Source organism: Pseudomonas sp. KCJK9016, assembly GCF_046231795.1.
In the GTDB taxonomy this organism is placed as follows: Bacteria; Pseudomonadota; Gammaproteobacteria; order Pseudomonadales; family Pseudomonadaceae; genus Aquipseudomonas; species Aquipseudomonas bananamidigenes.
The window spans coordinates 77083-93744 of record NZ_JBJJMM010000005.1 but is presented as its reverse complement, the minus strand read 5'-3'; the positions used below and the strand labels follow the sequence as shown (position 1 = coordinate 93744).

The following is a 16662-nucleotide window of genomic DNA, read 5'->3' as shown; positions in this document are numbered from 1 at the left end:
CCGACAACGGTCAAATGGTCAAATGTCTTCAAAAAAATGCTCAACCGGTGAAAGCCGATCGGCCCGCAGGGAGCCGCATCCGCGGTATTCACGCAGAATAATGGATAAAAGGCGACAGATATCTGCGGCCAGAATTTGCGCCTTATCAAACACGTCCCGGAATGTGTGGATTGTAATCCGAGACAGCACAATTCATGGCACGACAGAAACGGTAGTACAGTTCATCAATATTTCAGAATGAGGAAATTCCATGGCACAAAAAAGCGAAGAGGACGACAAGGTCCGTCTCGATAAATGGCTGTGGGCTGCACGCTTTTTCAAGACCCGTGCCTTGGCCAAAGCCGCCATTGAAAGCGGCAAGGTGCATTGTCGGGGGGAGCGCTGCAAGCCTGGCAAAGAGCCACGCATCGGCGATGAATTGGAAATTCGTACCGGCTTCGATGAGAAGACCGTCGTAGTGCAAGCCCTGTCGATCGTACGTCGCGGCGCGCCGGAAGCCCAGACGCTGTATGCGGAAACCGACGCCAGTATCGCCAAGCGTGAAGCCGCTGCAGCGATGCGCAAGGCCGGGGCGATGGGCGTGACGACCGATGGCAAACCGAGCAAGAAGCAACGGCGGGATCTGTTTAAATTTCGTGGGAACAGTGGCAACGAATAAAAAATCGCAGCCTGCATGCGCTCCCGAAGGAGCGCCGCAGGCTTCGATCTTTTCAGGCGCATCGATTTATCGGAGCGCCACCACACTCATCCGCGAAATCACCGGCAGTTTGCCCAGCAGCCGGAAAACCGGCGATGTGACCTTCAACCAGAAGTTCGCCGCGTGATAGGCAAACGGTGTGTAGTAACCCCAGCCCAGTGCCCACACCGCCAGCAGCAGGCCACCGATGTAATCGTCCTGGCCCCAGTGCGCACCGGCCACCAGACGCGGCAGCATGAACAGCAGCGCCAGACCCCAGATCGTCAGAAACTGGCCGACAGTGCGCCTGAACACACCCATGAACAACGCCCAGATCAGCAGCACAGAAGCATGATCACCGGGAAAACTCTGGCTTGAGCGATCCTTCAGCTCAAACGTCTTTTCCAGATGCGGAAAATAATCGCTGAGGTGCACGGCACCTTCGAGCACCATGGAGGGGCTGTTGTGCTGCCAGCCCATGTGGCCGGCGAGCTTGGAAAACAGCGCGCGAATCACCACCATCAGCAGCAGGATCGAGAAAAAGCCGAAGAAGGCGCGGCGTACGTCAATCGCCCTGAATACCCAGTCGCCCTTGATCAGCAGCGTCAGCAGAATCAGTCCGACGACAATGTCGAACGGACGCAGACTTGCAATTGCCCATATGTGGAGCCATATGGGGTTGCTGGCCAGCGGTGTGTTGAGTGAGCGGAACAGCCACTCGTCGAAAATCACACACAGCATCTGACCCGTAGGCCATAACCAGAAAGCCAGAAGTGCCAATGGCACCGCATTGCACAGAACCAGCCGGCCGAGGTTCCACCTTGATTGGAACAAACCCGGATTGTTCATAAAATGCCTCCCGTGGCTGAACACAGGCATCAAAATCGATGCCGGAAGCGCGGAATTTTCATTCTTTGCAACATTTTTGTCATTAAATTCAGATACCTAGACCTATGACCGATTTCCTCGATACCGATTACACCCAACGCTTCATCTTCGATGACAGCGACACACGCGGCGAACTGGTGTCGCTGGAGCGCAGCTATGCCGAGGTGCTCGCCAAGCACCCGTATCCCGAGCCGGTTGCGCAACTGCTGGGTGAACTGATGGCTGCCGCGGCGCTGCTGGTGGGCACCCTGAAATTCGATGGCTTGCTGATTCTCCAGGCGCGCTCCGAAGGCCCGATTCCCCTGCTGATGATCGAATGCTCCAGCGAGCGTGAAATCCGTGGCCTGGCTCGGTACGAGGCTGATCTGATCGGCGCCGATGCGACCCTGGCCGACCTGATGCCCAACGGTGTTCTGGCCCTGACGATCGACCCGGCGGTCGGCCAGCGTTATCAGGGCATCGTCGACCTCGACGGCGAAACCCTGTCCGATTGCTTCACCAACTACTTCGTCATGTCCCAGCAGGTTGGCACTCGCTTCAAGCTGTGCGCCGATGGTCGTCGTGCTCGTGGCCTCATGCTGCAACAACTGCCGGCCGACCGCCTGAAGGATGAAGAAGAACGCGCCGCCAGCTGGCAGCACATCACCGCACTGGGCAATACCCTGACCGCCGATGAATTGTTGAGCCTGGACAACGAAACGGTTCTGCATCGCCTCTACCATGAAGAGCAGGTACGGCTGTTCGATGCGCAGAAACTGCGCTTCCACTGCAGTTGCTCCCGTGAGCGCTCGGGCAACGCGCTGGTCAGCCTGGGTCTGGAGGATGCGCAGCAATTGGTGGCCGAACAGGGTGGCCGCGTCGAGATCGATTGCCAATTCTGCAACCAGCGCTACGTGTTCGATGCAGCGGATATCGCTCAATTGTTCGCGGGTGCGGGTGTCGAGACGCCGTCAGATACCCGGCACTAAAACGGTTCAGCGCAGGTAAATTCACTGCTCAACGACGGAATAACGCCGTTACGACGGGAGGGCCCTACTCTTTTTGGGCTTTTCTGGCATAATCCGGCCCACTTTTTTCGCGGTAGTAGTGCACGACTTTCTACTACAAAACGTTTGGAGCACACTCGGCCACTGGCCGACGGGGAACCTCATGACGCAAGCCAATAACGCCGTGTACACCGATCTGAGTGTTGATGATCTGGTCAAAGAAGCCCTGAAACGCGGTGAAGGCGAGCTTGCCGATACCGGCGCTCTGGTTGTTCGCACCGGTCACCGCACCGGACGTTCGCCAGTCGACCGTTTCATCGTTGAAGAGCCTTCCACCCAGGACGCCATCGCCTGGGGCCCGATCAACCGCAAGTTCCCGGCCGACAAGTTCGACGCGCTGTGGGCTCGCGTCGAGGCATTCAACAACGCGCAAGAGCATTTCGTTTCCCACGTGCATGTAGGCGCGGCCGAAGATCACTACCTGGCCGTGAAGATGACCACGCAGACTGCCTGGCAGAACCTGTTCGGTCGTTGCCTGTTCATCAACCCGGCCCAGTACAACCCGGCCGGTCGTGAAGAGTGGCAAGTGCTGAACGTGGCCAACTTCGAGTGCGTGCCCGAGCGTGACGGCACCAACTCCGATGGTTGCGTGATTCTCAACTTCGCGCAGAAAAAAGTGCTGATCGCCGGCATGCGTTACGCCGGTGAAATGAAGAAAGCCATGTTCTCGGTGCAGAACTTCCTGCTGCCGGCTTCCGACGTTCTGCCAATGCACTGCGCCGCCAACATCGGCGAAGCCGGCGACGTGACCCTGTTCTTCGGTCTGTCCGGCACCGGCAAGACCACCCTGTCCGCCGACGAAAGCCGTTACCTGATCGGTGACGACGAACACGGCTGGGGTGAAGGCGTTGTCTTCAACATCGAGGGCGGCTGCTACGCCAAGTGCATCGACCTGTCCGAGAAGAACGAGCCGGTCATCTGGAAAGCCATCAAGCACGGCGCCGTGCTGGAAAACGTCGTGATCGACGATGCCAAGCACGCCGACTACGCCGATGTCAGCCTGACCCAGAACAGCCGCGCAGCCTACCCGCTGGAGCACGTTGCCAAGCGTTCCGAGAAGAACCTGGGCGGCGAGCCGAACGCTGTGATCTTCCTGACCTGCGACCTGACCGGCGTACTGCCGCCAGTGTCGATCCTGAACAACGAGCAGGCGGCCTACCACTTCCTGTCCGGCTACACCGCACTGGTGGGCTCGACTGAAATGGGTTCGGGCAGCGGCATCAAGTCGACCTTCTCCACCTGCTTCGGCGCACCGTTCTTCCCGCGTCCGGCTGGCGAATACGCTGAACTGCTGATCAAGCGCATCAAGGGCTTCGGCTCCAAGGTCTACCTGGTCAACACCGGCTGGACCGGTGGTGGCTACGGCGTCGGCAAACGCTTCAACATCCCGACCACCCGCGCCGTGATCGCTGCGATCCAGAGCGGTGCCCTGGTCGGTGCCGAAACCGAACACCTGGACACCATCAACCTGGACGTGCCACTGGCCGTACCGGGCGTTGAAACCAGCCTGCTCAACCCGCGCAACACCTGGGCTGACAAGGCTGCGTACGACGAGGCTGCCAAAGCTCTGGCCGGTCTGTTCATCGAGAACTTCAAGAAGTTCGACGTGAGCGACGCGATCAAGGCTGCGGGGCCCAAGTTGTAAGACCTGGTTCTGGTGAATGAAAAAGCCGCCTCTCAGGGGCGGCTTTTTTGTGGGTGGTCAGTTATCGAGTAAGTACCAGTATTCGCGCACGAAACGGTGTGAACTGCCAGAATTTTGCTACTTAAGACGCAAGCTTTTCGCCAATGCAGCGATCAAAAATTGCCTCAAGGCCCCGGTAATCGCATGCCACAGCATCGATGTTTGCCGGAATCCAGGCTTCATCCTTGATCAACCACCAATCTACTGCAAAACCAGCATTGATGATGTGCTCAAAAAGAATGCGTTGGGCACGACCATTGCCTTCACGAAAAGGATGAATGATGTTCAGATCGCCGTAGGCTTCGGCAACTTTTACTACGAGATCTGATCTTTCCAGCCCCTCGAACCATGCGGAGCGTTCCATAGAGAGAAAAATTTTGTGAGCTTCCGGGAGGATCCTCTCCGCCGTGCAAAAAAATGTTTCGCCTTTTTGGATATTAACGGTACGCAGCAGTCCAGCCCAATCATAGACGTCGCAAAAAAGCACTTCATGGACGTGCTGCAAGCGGCTGAGGTCATAAGGAGGGGGGAGAAGATGAAATCGGCTGATTGCGATTTCAGAGAGCTCTCGCTCTGCTTTTTGAAGCTGTTCTTCGCAATGGATGTTGAGCAAATTACGCAAAACGTCAGTGCTGGGCTAACAATAAGGGTCTTGCCCAACCCCGTACTTGTCCACCATTAACGGCCGTTTTGACGATATTTTTCGATAACCGATTCCCGCGAAGGAAGCGGTTTTTCAGCGTCGGCACGGGTGGTGTCAAAGCCTTCAAGCCGCAGACTCGCCAGATAGTTGGACCGGCGGACCTTGTCGTAATAAGCCTGTTTTTGCTGGAACGTCAACTCGCTCATGTCATATGCCTCTTTGTGCTGGGTTCCAGTGTAGCGCAATCGTGTTCCCGGATCGGTCGGGATTTTCGATGCTTACATATGTGTTGCCTATCATTGGGTTGATGGGGTTCTTTGGGAAATCCATCGATACTCGATTGGCAGTCGGTTCGGTGCTCGCGGCGAAAAATTCATCTGCCTGTTTGACGCTTTCCATCAGCTCATCAAAAAATTTTCTCATGAGAATCTCCATTGTTTGATTGCGTTTTTTCCATCGCTCTCAGGTAGTGCCTGAGAGCGATTCGATTCACTCGGCTTCAGGCCGGGGCTTTCCAGCTGAGCATTTTCTGCTGGGCGACTTGCAGCAAGTCACAGCCGTCTTTGGTCAGCAGATAGAGTGCATGGGTGATGTGCGGGATGTCTTCCACGTCGGCGTGTTTGAAGCAGAGGCAGTAGAGGGTCTGCAGCAGGTCACTGGAAGCACGCAGGCGCTGGACGGCGCATTCGAGGATGTCTTGCGGGTTGGCATCGGTGTCGATGACCAGGGGCTTGGTGCCGGTCGCGGTTTGCGGGTGGAAACCAGTTCACCATCCCAATAGTTTCCATGGGCATTATCAAACTGTGTGGAACCTGTACCGCAAAAGAAAATAGTCAGCGTAGTCATGTTTTTGCTCTTGGTTGATGAAAGAGCAAGCAGGCTGGTACTGAACTTTGCAGTAATGGAAGCGAAGTGTTTTTGTGAACTTTCTAAGTTTGGCTGGCGGCGTTAGTTATTTGTTCGTTGTCTGGCAACTTCCAGCAAGTCACAGCCGTCCTGAGTCAGCAGATAGAGCACACTGACGATATTGGGGATGTCCTTTACATCGGCCTGTTTGAAACACAGGCAGTAAAGCGTTTCCAGCAGGTTGTTGGCTGCACGCAGTCGCTGATCGGCGGCATCGAGGAGATCGCGGTGGCTCGCTTCGGTATCAATGACCAGCACGGGCGTGTCGCTGTAGCTGGTTGTGAGTGCGCGGTATCGGGTGTCCAGCGGTTTGAACATGTTCATGATCGGGTGTGTCCTTACGAAGTCGCGGGCCGATACAGTGTTTTCAGCCGCGCCGGCCACTATAGAAGGGTGCCCTCGAGCGGGACAATACAGCCACGATGGACAGAGTTCGTAGGGGTTTTTCCGGCGTTCGGGTATTTGCCCTACGCGCTTTTGCATCTTTTTCACAGCAAAACCCTGAGCAGGGAAATTTCCGACGTTTTTGTCGGGCGATTCCCGTTAAACCTCTGTATGGTGCGCGCCAGAATCCGTAGGGCGTTTCCAGACGTCCGACACACGCTTAAAGGGAATTGGGTATGCAGTGGCTACGAATGGCCTCGATTATTTTGCTGTTGGCCTGTGCTTGTCGTTTGACGATGGCCTCCGATGCGGGCAACGGATTGGCACTGGCCAATCTGGAGCGCAGCGGCTGGCCGGACGCGCTCACCACTCAGGACAACATCGACACAGCCTCCCGTGCGCAAGTGCTGATCTTCGGCAAGGCCCTCCTGGCCAGCGAAGCGTTGGACGAAACGGGACTCAAACAACGATTGGGTGTGCAGCAGATGCAGCTCAAGTCGATCCGGCAGGTGCGCGACGGCCTGTGGGATCGCTTGCTCGACACTTATCACAACGCCAGCCAGAGTTGCGACGAACAAGCGTTTTGCCCACGGGTACGCAGTGTCGCGGACTTGCGTCAGTTGGCGGCGGCATTCACGGGCGATATCAGCCCGGCTCATGCACAGTGGGCAAGCAAGAGCCTGAACGTGCATGAGCGGGTGCTGGATGAGCAACTGCGGGTGGCCGTGTTACGGCCGTGACGCTGGGTTTGCGGGTGTCAGACCGAAGTGGTTGCACCCGCTGTCATGGCGGATGCCCAAGGTGGTGGAAAGTTGTCGGGAGAGGGCGTGCATCCACCCAGCAGCAGGGATGCGAGGATCAGGGCGAGGGGGCGTTTCAATAGATTCGGCATGTTCATTCCTTGATAAAAATCCACAGGCATCGGCCTTCCTGGCTCGAAGCGTGACGGACATTACCCTCGGGTCGACTCACATGGCGATGAACAAAGTGTTTCATTTGTTTGATCCCGTGACAGGGCCGCCGACGCTGTATCATCCCGTATCGATTTGCCCCCGACCTTTTCTCGACTCGCTGCGATCGCCCGCTAGGCTGTTGGCATCACAGCGGTCAACGGAGTGACAGCGCATGCACAACACCCTGGAACAGGTTTTCGGTTATCCACAGTTTCGACCCGGTCAGGAGGCGGCAATCAGCGCTGTGCTGGCCGGGCGTTCGGCGGCGGCGATCTTTCCCACTGGCTCCGGCAAATCCCTTTGCTACCAGGTGCCGGCTCTCCTGTTGCCACACCTGACGTTGGTGGTCTCGCCGTTACTGGCGCTGATGCAGGATCAGCTCGCATTCCTGCAGCGTCACGGTATTTCGGCAGGCAGCATCGACTCTGCGCAGAGTCGCGAAGACGCCAATGATGTGATGACCCGTGCCCGTTCCGGGGAGCTGAAGATCTTGATGATTTCCGTGGAGCGCTTGAAGAACGAGCGCTTCCGCAATTTTTTGCAGCAGGTGCCAATCTCGCTGCTGGTGGTGGATGAGGCGCACTGCATCTCCGAATGGGGCCACAACTTCCGGCCCGACTACCTCAAGCTGCCGGACTACCAGCGCCAGTTCAACATCCCGCAGACCCTGCTGCTGACCGCAACGGCAACGCCGAAAGTCATCGCCGACATGCAGGCGAAATTCGCCATCGCCGCCGAGGATGTGGTCACCACCGGTTTCTATCGGCCCAATCTCAATCTGCTGGTGGAACCGGTGCGCGGCGAGAACAAGCGTCGACGGCTGGTGGAGTGGATGGCCGCGCGGGCGGGCCAGCCGAGCATCGTCTATGTCACCCTGCAGAAAACCGCCGAGTACATTGCCGAGCATCTGAATCGCAATGGCATTCAGGCCGAGGCTTATCATGCCGGTCTGCCCCACGAGCAACGGGAGGTGATCCAGAAGCGCTTCATGGACGGGCAGTCCAATTGCATTGTCGCGACCATCGCATTCGGTATGGGCATCGACAAGAGCGACATCCGCAACGTGGTGCATTTCGACCTTCCCAAATCCATCGAAAACTACAGCCAGGAAATCGGCCGCGCCGGGCGAGACGGGCAACCCTCCGACTGCCTGGTGCTGGCCAACCGCGACAGCCTCAATGTGCTGGAAAACTTCGTCTACGGCGACACGCCGGAGCGCGATGGCATTCGCCATGTGCTGGAGGAGTTGCAGGCCGCTGCGCCTGAAGGCCAATGGGAATTTCTGCTCGGGCCGCTAGCGGATCAGAGCAACATTCGTGCGCTGCCACTGAAGACGTTGCTGGTACAACTGGAGCTGCGGGGGCTGATTGCCCCGCGCTACGCGTATTACGCCGAATATCGTTTCAAGTACCTGCTGGAGCCCGAGGCGTTGCTTGAGCGGTTTGAGGGTGAGCGCAGGGATTTCGTCGCGGCGATCATCCAGACCTCAAGCCGCGCGCGGACCTGGGCCACGGTGAACTTCGAAGCGATGTATACGCAGTATTCGGCAGAGCGCAACCGTGTGGTAAAGGCCCTGGATTACTTCCAGGAAAAGGGCTGGGTCGAGCTGGAAAGCAAACAGATGACCGAGGTCTACAACGTCCTGGACGACTCGTTCGACAGTCATGCCTTGAGTGGCGAGTTGCATGAATATTTTGTCCGTCACGAACAGGCCGAAGTGGCGCGGATTCACGGGATGCTCGAACTGTTCGCCACCGAACGCTGCCTGGGCCATCGACTGGCGGAGTATTTCGGCGATCACGATGCCCCGGCGCATTGCGGGCATTGCTCTGTGTGTCACGGGCAGGTTGCCCGGCTACCGGCACCTCCGGAGTTGCCGGCGCTTGTGGATAAGAGTTTCCCGGCATTGTGTGGCGACTTTATCCACAGGCACGAGCAACAGACCGGGTGTGTTCCTTCGGCGGAACGTCTGACGCGGTTTCTGTGCGGGATCAGTGTCCCGCTGTTCACCAAACTCAAGGCGCGGACCCTCTCCGGGTATGCAGCGCTGGAGGACTATCCCTATGCGGAGGTGCGGGCGTGGGCTCAGACGCACCTCTGAAGCGGCGAATTCATCTGCTGAATATCGGTCATCACGGTAGTGAACTTCAAAAATGTTCGGTGGCTGACTATGGTGAAGGCTGTCTTCGGGTCTTCAACAAGAGAACAACATGAGCCAGACATCCTTCGAAATCCGCCAGGCCGCTGTGATCGGCGCCGGCACCATGGGGCGCGGCATTGTCATGTGCCTGGTCAAAGCCGGCGTGTCAGTGCAATGGGTCGACAACAATCCGCAAATGCTTGAGCAGGCGCTGGAGGCAGTGGCCGATACCTATGCACACAACGTGCGTCAGGGGCGGATCGATCAGGCGGAGGCCGACAGGCGAATCGCACAGGTCAGTGCTGCAGCCGATTACGCGGCGATCCGAAATGTCGATCTGGTGATTGAAGCGGTGTACGAGAATCTTGAGCTCAAGCAAAAGATCTTTCGTGAGCTCGATGGCGTGCTTAAGCCCGAGGCCCTGATGGCGAGCAACACTTCGGCGCTGGACATCGATGCCATCGCCGCTGCGACCCGCCGCCCGACTCAAGTGCTGGGCCTGCATTTCTTCAGCCCGGCGCACATCATGAAACTGCTGGAAATCGTCCGTGGTGCGCAAACCTCGCCAGCGGTGCTGGAAGCTGCGCTTGAACTGGGCAAACGAATGGGCAAGGTCAGCGTGGTGTCGGGCAACTGTCACGGGTTCATCGGTAATCGCATGCTTCACCCTTATGTGCTGGAGGCGCGCAAGATGCTGCTCGAAGGGGCCTGGCCGCAGCAGATCGATGCGACGTTGCAGGGCTTCGGCTTTGCCATGGGGCCGTTTCGCATGTACGACGTGGTCGGCATCGATCTGGAGTGGCGTGCCAGGGAGTTGGCCGGCAAAGGACAGGACGCGCCGGAGGTTCAAGTGGATAACCGACTGTGCGAGCTGGGGCGATTCGGACAGAAATCCGGTAACGGTTACTACCACTACGAACCGGGCAGTCGCCAGGCCGAGCACGATCCCGAGGTGGATGCACTGGTATTGAGTGTCAGCGAAGGTCTGGGGTTTCATCGCCGTGAGATCGGCTCCGAGGAAATCCTCGAACGCTGTCTTCTGGCCTTGGTCAACGAGGGTGCAAAGATCCTGCAGGAAGGGATTGCCGATTCGGCCCACGACATCGATCAGGTGTACCTGAACGGCTATGGTTTCCCGGCGCAGAGGGGCGGGCCGATGGCCTGGGCGGACGACCAGGGGCTGGCCGACATTCATAAGCGGTTGCTGGCGCTGGAGACCCGCCAGGGGGATCAGTGGCGACCGGCGCAATTGATTGGCGAGCTGGCGGCGCGAGGCAAGGGTTTTTACCTTTAGACTGGGCCGATCACTCAAGGAATAGACACTGATGTCCAACCCGATGCCACAACGCACCGATTACCCGCATTTCCAGCCGATCACCACGCGCTGGCACGACAACGATGTCTATGGCCACGTCAACAACGTCACGTACTACAGCTTTTTCGATACCGCCGTTAACACCTACCTGATCCAGGTCGGTGGGCTGGATATTCACGACGGCGAAGTGGTGGGGTTTGTCGTGAGTTCTTCTTGCGATTACTTCGCCTCGATTGCATTCCCGGACCTGATCGAAGTCGGTTTGCGGGTCGGCAAACTGGGCAACAGTTCAGTGCAATATGAGTTGGCCGTGTTCAAGGCTGGCGAACATGAAGCCTGTGCGGCGGGGCGCTTCGTGCATGTGTTCGTTGATCGGGCGTCGAACCAGCCGGTGGCCATTCCGGCCGGTTTGCGTCAGGCACTGGAGCGTCTGGCGGTTTGAAAGGCAAAAAAAATCGCAGCTCGGGGGAGCTGCGATCCGGCTTTGCCTGCAACGAGGTCCGGCCTCAGTCGCGATAGTAGCGGTGGTGCTTGCGATGACCGTAGGCATGGCCGCGACCCGGGTGATGGTCACGGTAGTAGCGACGATCATCACGACCGCGATCGTAATAACGGTCTTCGCGATTGCTCTCGTTGCCCATGTAGTTGCCCAACGCGCCGCCGGCGCCGCCACCGGCTGCGGCGCCGATCAGGCTGCCGGTGGTGCCGCCCATGCTGCGGCCGACCACGTTACCGCCGGCTGCGCCCAATGCACCGCCAATGGCGGCTTCGCCACGGCTGTGTTTGTTGGCGCCAACCGCGCTGCCACCCGCGCCGCCAAGTGCCGCGCCAATGGTTGAACCTGTGCTGCCGCCCAAGGATTGACCGACGACCGAGCCAAGAACCCCGCCCAATGCGCCGCCCACACCGGCTTCGGTGGTGCCTCCGGCAGAGGCGAAGCCACTGACCAGGCCGAGGGACAACAAGAGAATCTGGGAGAACTTCATAGAGGAGCCTCAAAGGGATGACGGCGCGATCCTGAGGCTGTGTAACAAGGCTGACAATCGAAATCCGACGAATAGCACGACTTGTATACAATTATGCAAGTTACTGATTTATGGACGGAACTTAACCGATTTTGGCCGGTCTTTAGCTACTTCACAAAGGCCGCTTTTATGCAAAAGCGGCCTTTTTTGTGGGCGCTGACAAAGTTGCCGTCAGGCCGATCTGGCCATGATCAATCCGTTCTCGCTCGCCGCTTCCAGCCTGATCGCGATGAACTTCGACGTTGGCGTATGGCTGCCATCCCCGGTGCTTTCCAGTGGCACCAGCGGGTTCACCTCAGGGTAATAGGCCGCTGCCTGTCCCGCCGGAATGTCGAACGCCAGCAACGTGAAGCCTTTCACCCGACGCTCGCGGCCATCTTCCCACAGCGACACGATGTCGGCTTTCTGGCCAGGCTTGAAGCCGAGCCGGATGATGTCCGCTTCGTTGGCGAACAACACATCGCGCTGTCCCTTGACTCCGCGATAACGGTCGTCGAGACCGTAGATCGTGGTGTTGTATTGATCGTGGGAGCGCATCGATTGCAGGATCAGATCCGGCAATTTGCCGGTGGCGCGGGTGCGTTCGTGGATCAGGTCCTTGGGCAGCATGTTCGGCTTGAAGTTGGCCCGACCCGAAGTCGTATTCCACTTGCGCGCGCCAGCGCTGTTGCCGAGGTAAAACCCACCCGGGTTCTTGACCTTCTCGTTGAAGTCCTTGAAGCCCGGGATGGTGTCGGCGATCAGTTCGCGGATGCGCCGGTAGTCGGCTACCAGCCAGTTCCAGTCCACCGGTTTGCTGCCCAGGGTAGCCGCGGCGATGCCGGCGATGATCGACGGCTCCGAGCGCATCTGGTTCGACAGCGGCTGCAACTGCCCGTTGGAGGCGTGCACCATGCTGAACGAGTCTTCCACGGTGACGGCCTGTGGGCCTTCGGCCTGGATGTCGATGTCGGTACGACCCAGGCACGGCAGGATCAATGCGTCCTTGCCGTGGGCGAGGTGGCTGCGGTTGAGCTTGGTGCTGATCTGCACGGTCAGGTCGCAGTTGCGCAGGGCCTGGAAGGTGCGCGGGCTGTCCGGTGTAGCCTGGGCGAAGTTGCCGCCCAGACCGATGAACACCTTGGCGCGACCTTCGGCCATCGCGTGAATCGCTTCGACCACGTTGTGCCCGTTGTGACGCGGCACCTTGAACTGGAAGCGACGCTCCAGGGAATCGAGGAACGCCACCGGCGGGCGCTCGTTGATGCCCATGGTGCGGTCGCCCTGCACGTTGCTGTGACCGCGCACCGGGCACAGGCCGGCGCCGGGCTTGCCGATGTTGCCGCGCAGCAGCATCAGGTTGGCGATTTCCTGGATGGTCGGTACCGAGTGGCGGTGCTGGGTGATGCCCATCGCCCAGCACATGATCACGTTCTTGCCTTTGGCATACATGCGCGCCGCCTGCTCGATTTCCACCAGAGTCAGACCGGACTGAGCGACGATCTGCTCCCACGGCGTGTCATCGACGACACCGAGATACTCCAGCACGTTGACGCTGTGTTCATTGAGGAAGTCGTGATCGAACACCGCCGGCGCGCCTGCCTTCTGCGCATCGCGTTCCCATTGCAGCAGGAACTTGGCCATACCGCGCAGCACCGCCATGTCGCCACCCAGCGCCGGGCGGAAATACGCGGTGTTGGTGGGTTTGTCGCCGTTGGTGAGCATTTCGATCGGGTGCTGCGGGTGCTGGAAACGTTCCAGGCCGCGCTCTTTCAGCGGGTTGATACACACCACTTGAGCACCGCGTTTCACCGCTTCACGCAGCGGTTCGAGCATGCGTGGGTGGTTGGTGCCGGGATTCTGGCCCCAGACGAAAATTGCGTCGGCGTGTTCGAAGTCGTCAAAGGTCACGGTGCCCTTGCCGACACCGACGCTTTGCGCCAGTGCTACGCCGCTGGCCTCGTGGCACATGTTCGAGCAGTCGGGGAAATTGTTGGTGCCGAAAGCACGCACGAACAATTGATACAAATAAGCCGCTTCATTGCTGGCGCGGCCCGAGGTGTAGAACTCGGCCTGATCCGGGCTCGACAGGGCTCGCAGGTGCTTGCCGATCAAGGCGTAGGCATCGTCCCAGCTGATCGGTTTGTAGCGATCGGTTTCAGCGTCATACACCACCGGCTCGGTCAGGCGACCTTGATACTCGAGCCAATAGTCACTCTGTTCCAGCAAAGCAGTAACGCTGTGTTTGGCGAAGAACTTGCCGTCCACCCGGCGCTTGGTCGCTTCCCAGTTCACCGCTTTGGCGCCGTTCTCGCAGAATTTCACCATGCCGCTTTCCGGCGAATCGCCCCAGGCGCAGCCCGGGCAGTCAAAGCCGCCGTTCTGGTTGGTCTTGAGCATCATGCGCAGGTTTTTCAGCGCGTTGTCGCTGGTCAACCACGCCTGGGCCACGCTGATCAGTGCGCCCCAGCCACCGGCAGGGCCCTTGTAAGGCTTGTAGCGCGGGACGGGTTTCTGGTCGGCTTGATGGTGTTGGCTCACGGGCGTTTCTCCATTTCCGGGCTATACACCCGCGGCGCGTTCTTCTGCGGCAGGTGGATGAGATTGAGGTTATGACGACGGGCCCACTGCACGGCGAGGCCGGTGGGGGCTGACAGGCTGACGAGGGTCTGGATCCCGGCGCGCAGGACTTTCTGAATCAGTTCGAGACTGCAGCGGCTGGTGACAATCGCCAGACCGCCGGTTGTGGATATCTTTTGCCGGACCAGGCCGCCGATCAGTTTGTCGAGGGCGTTGTGCCTGCCGATGTCTTCACGGCCCAGCAGCAATTCGCCACTGGCATTCATGAACACCGCCGCATGGACCGCACCGCAATGCTGGCCCAGTGGCTGGAAGGCGCCGATGCGTTGGCGCAGACCGTCGAGCCATTCGACCGGCGGCAAAGGGGCGCCGGGCAAGACCTTGAGATCGGGCAGTGCCTGCTCCACCGCTTCCACGCCGCACAAGCCGCAGCCGCTGGTGCCGGCCAGTTGCCGACGCTGTTGCTTGAGATTCCAGAACGCGCGGTTGGCGATGGTCACCTGTGCGTATTGCGCCGAGCCCGACCCGGTCAGTTGCAGGTCGTAGATGTCGGTGGCGTCTTCGATGATGCCGCTGCCGAGGCTGAAGCCGACGATGAAGTCTTCGAGGTCGGTCGGCGTCACCAGCATCACGGCCTGGCTGATGCCGTTGTAGGCAATCGCCAGTGCAACTTCCTCGGCCAGCGCGGTGCTGGCCGACTCCGCCAGAGGCAGGTCGCTGTAGCTGTAGGTCTGACTGGCGGCGGGCGCGGGCGTTTCGAGTGCAGGCGCCGCGCAGGCCGGGCGCTTGGCGTTCATGGCATCACCGACGGATTGATCAACGTTAAGACTAGGCGCGGCAACTTGTCGCGTCTAATCGCTAGTGTCGATCTATCGATAGATGCCGTCGATCAAGCGGCTGCCGGCGATTTCTGATAAAGCGCGAAGCAGGCCTCGGCCAGCGCCGAACGCGGAGCGCCGCGGCGCATGATCAGGCCCAGTCGGGCCAGGGTCTGGGCGTTTTCGATCGGTTGCAGGCGCAGGTGATCGGTGAGGCTTTCGAGGCCGCCGTCCAGCGGCATGATCGCGCAGCAGAATCCTCCATGCACGGCTTGTAACAATTGGTGCACGGCGTCGGTCTGCAACAGCGGTCGCGGTGTCAGGCCCCGACTATGGAAGTTGTGGTCGATGGACTGGCGAAAATGCATGCCGCTGGTGAGCATGCCCAGCGGCAGTTCGATCAGCGCCTGCCAGCTCAGTGGCGCCTCGCCGAAGCTGAAGGAGCGCTGGTCATACAACAGGCCCATGCGGGTTTCGTCGAACGCCAGTGATTCGAAACGTTCGTTGTCGAGACGATCCAGATACGACACCCCGAGGTCGATGCGGTTGTCCGCCAGTTGTTCGAGGATCTGTTCGGAACTCAGCGCCGACAGTTCGAAGCGCAGTTCCGGGTGTGCAGCGTGCAGGCGTTGCATCAGCGGCAGCGGATCGAAACTCGACAGCGGGACCACACCCAGGCGCAAGGTGCCGATCAGGTTGCCGCGACAGGCCGCCGCTTCCGCCTGCAGGCCGTCATAGGCCGCCAGCACCGTGCGCGCCCAGGCCAGCACCCGCTCGCCCGGTGCGGTGAAACCTTCGAAGCGCTGGCCGCGATTGACCAGCGGCAGATCGAGTTCTTCTTCGAGGCTGCGCAGGCGCATCGACAAGGTCGGCTGAGTGATGTGGCAGCGGGCGGCGGCCTGGCCGAAGTGGCGGGTTTCGTCGAGGGCGATGAGGAATTTCAGCTGCTTGATGTCCATCTTCGCTCCGGGGCGCTGGCAAGGGTGGGCGATTCTACCGCTTGCGCGGGGGCAGGGTCATTGGTCGGGCCGGAACCGGTGGGGTTCGGGGTGGTCTAGGCTTGGGCGTCTGGAACTTAAATCAAGGAGTGTGCGCCATGAGTCTTTTGAGTTTTGTAAAAGAAGCAGGTGAGAAACTGATCGATCTGCTGACCCCCGGCAATGCCAATGCCAGCGAGCAATTGAAGGAACACATCAGCAAGGTCGGGTTGGGTAACCCGAACGTCCAGGCCACTGTGGATGGCGACAAGGTGACGGTCACCGGCGAGGTGGCGAGCCAGGAAGAGAAAGAAAAGATTCTGTTGGCTGTCGGCAATATCGAGGGCGTGGGCAGTGTCGATGACCAGATCACCGTGACCGGGCCAGTGGTGGCCGCCGCACGCTTTGTGGTGGTGAAAAAGGGCGACACCCTCAGCGCGATTTCTTTGGCGGTGTACGGCAATGCCAACCAGTACAACAAGATCTTTGAGGCCAACAAGCCAATGCTCAAGGATGTGAACAAGATCTATCCGGGGCAGACGCTGCGTATTCCTGATTAACCTTCGAAACCGCAATCGCGAGCAGGCTCGCTCCCACATAGGCATGCATTTCCATTGTGGGAGCGAGCCTGCTCGCGATGAAGTCCGC

17 protein-coding genes and 1 pseudogene are annotated in these 16662 nt (G+C 59.2%); 8 read left to right on the top strand and 10 right to left on the bottom strand.

Translation table 11 applies throughout. The features are described 5' to 3' along the window. Positions 1–250 precede the first annotated feature (250 nt). The gene (locus ACK6BI_RS06490; RefSeq protein ID WP_409316404.1) at positions 251–658 is read left to right on the top strand and encodes an RNA-binding S4 domain-containing protein; all 408 of its coding nucleotides are present in this window, start codon (positions 251–253) and stop codon (positions 656–658) included. A 66-nt stretch (positions 659–724) separates the two neighbouring features. On the opposite strand, the gene ACK6BI_RS06485 is transcribed toward ACK6BI_RS06490, so the two are convergent. After that, a complete protein-coding gene (locus tag ACK6BI_RS06485) occupies positions 725–1525 on the bottom strand; it encodes a phosphatase PAP2 family protein (protein ID WP_409316403.1) in 801 nt (266 codons plus the stop codon). 104 nt (positions 1526–1629) lie between these two features. On the opposite strand from ACK6BI_RS06485, the gene hslO reads away from it, so the two are divergent. Beyond that, on the top strand, positions 1630–2532 hold the full coding sequence (gene hslO / locus ACK6BI_RS06480) for an Hsp33 family molecular chaperone HslO (protein WP_409316402.1): 903 nt from the start codon (positions 1630–1632) through the stop codon (positions 2530–2532). 181 nt (positions 2533–2713) lie between these two features. Further along, positions 2714–4255 carry a phosphoenolpyruvate carboxykinase gene (locus ACK6BI_RS06475; RefSeq protein ID WP_409316401.1) on the top strand — a complete coding sequence of 514 codons (1542 nt, stop codon included), beginning with the start codon at positions 2714–2716 and terminating at the stop codon, positions 4253–4255. Between the two features lie 121 nt (positions 4256–4376). On the opposite strand, the gene ACK6BI_RS06470 is transcribed toward ACK6BI_RS06475, so the two are convergent. The 5 genes and pseudogenes from ACK6BI_RS06470 to ACK6BI_RS06450 form a co-directional block, all read right to left on the bottom strand. Beyond that, a complete protein-coding gene (locus tag ACK6BI_RS06470) occupies positions 4377–4916 on the bottom strand; it encodes a Fic/DOC family protein (RefSeq protein ID WP_409316400.1) in 540 nt (179 codons plus the stop codon). Positions 4917–4972: 56 nt separating this feature from the next. Beyond that, positions 4973–5143 (bottom strand): YhfG family protein, encoded by a 171-nt coding sequence (locus ACK6BI_RS06465; RefSeq protein WP_096821911.1) that lies wholly within the window; start codon positions 5141–5143, stop codon positions 4973–4975. A gap of 1 nt (position 5144) precedes the next feature. Beyond that, positions 5145–5360 (bottom strand): hypothetical protein, encoded by a 216-nt coding sequence (locus ACK6BI_RS06460; protein WP_409316399.1) that lies wholly within the window; start codon positions 5358–5360, stop codon positions 5145–5147. Positions 5361–5436: 76 nt separating this feature from the next. After that, positions 5437–5679, bottom strand: a pseudogene (locus ACK6BI_RS06455) (hypothetical protein); the annotation flags it as partial. A 206-nt stretch (positions 5680–5885) separates the two neighbouring features. After that, positions 5886–6167 (bottom strand): hypothetical protein, encoded by a 282-nt coding sequence (locus ACK6BI_RS06450; RefSeq protein ID WP_409316398.1) that lies wholly within the window; start codon positions 6165–6167, stop codon positions 5886–5888. A gap of 296 nt (positions 6168–6463) precedes the next feature. On the opposite strand from ACK6BI_RS06450, the gene ACK6BI_RS06445 reads away from it, so the two are divergent. From ACK6BI_RS06445 to ACK6BI_RS06430, 4 genes are all read left to right on the top strand, one after another. Next, positions 6464–6967 carry a polysaccharide deacetylase gene (locus tag ACK6BI_RS06445; protein WP_409316397.1) on the top strand — a complete coding sequence of 168 codons (504 nt, stop codon included), beginning with the start codon at positions 6464–6466 and terminating at the stop codon, positions 6965–6967. A 385-nt stretch (positions 6968–7352) separates the two neighbouring features. Next, complete coding sequence (locus tag ACK6BI_RS06440; RefSeq protein ID WP_409316396.1) at positions 7353–9281, top strand: ATP-dependent DNA helicase RecQ; 1929 nt, start codon at positions 7353–7355, stop codon at positions 9279–9281. 109 nt (positions 9282–9390) lie between these two features. After that, positions 9391–10614: a 3-hydroxyacyl-CoA dehydrogenase NAD-binding domain-containing protein gene (locus ACK6BI_RS06435; RefSeq protein WP_409316395.1), complete on the top strand. Its 1224-nt coding sequence runs from the start codon at positions 9391–9393 to the stop codon at positions 10612–10614. Between the two features lie 31 nt (positions 10615–10645). Continuing rightward, the gene (locus ACK6BI_RS06430) at positions 10646–11077 is read left to right on the top strand and encodes an acyl-CoA thioesterase (RefSeq protein ID WP_409316394.1); all 432 of its coding nucleotides are present in this window, start codon (positions 10646–10648) and stop codon (positions 11075–11077) included. A gap of 64 nt (positions 11078–11141) precedes the next feature. Here the strand turns inward: ACK6BI_RS06430 and ACK6BI_RS06425 are convergent, their stop codons facing one another. The 4 genes from ACK6BI_RS06425 to ACK6BI_RS06410 all read right to left on the bottom strand — a co-directional run bounded on the left by ACK6BI_RS06425 (position 11142) and on the right by ACK6BI_RS06410 (position 15996). Continuing rightward, positions 11142–11621, bottom strand: coding sequence for a glycine zipper domain-containing protein (locus tag ACK6BI_RS06425; RefSeq protein WP_409316393.1), 480 nt, complete (start codon positions 11619–11621; stop codon positions 11142–11144). Positions 11622–11831: 210 nt separating this feature from the next. Further along, positions 11832–14180, bottom strand: coding sequence for an FdhF/YdeP family oxidoreductase (locus ACK6BI_RS06420; protein ID WP_409316392.1), 2349 nt, complete (start codon positions 14178–14180; stop codon positions 11832–11834). Beyond that, positions 14177–15016: a formate dehydrogenase accessory sulfurtransferase FdhD gene (gene fdhD / locus ACK6BI_RS06415; protein WP_409316391.1), complete on the bottom strand. Its 840-nt coding sequence runs from the start codon at positions 15014–15016 to the stop codon at positions 14177–14179. The genes ACK6BI_RS06420 and fdhD overlap by 4 nt, the downstream gene beginning before the upstream one ends. 92 nt (positions 15017–15108) lie before the next feature. Beyond that, entirely contained in the window at positions 15109–15996 is an 888-nt protein-coding gene (locus ACK6BI_RS06410) for a LysR family transcriptional regulator (RefSeq protein ID WP_409316390.1), read from the bottom strand. A gap of 137 nt (positions 15997–16133) precedes the next feature. On the opposite strand from ACK6BI_RS06410, the gene lysM reads away from it, so the two are divergent. Continuing rightward, entirely contained in the window at positions 16134–16574 is a 441-nt protein-coding gene (lysM, locus tag ACK6BI_RS06405) for a peptidoglycan-binding protein LysM (protein ID WP_065257779.1), read from the top strand. Positions 16575–16662: the final 88 nt, after the last annotated feature.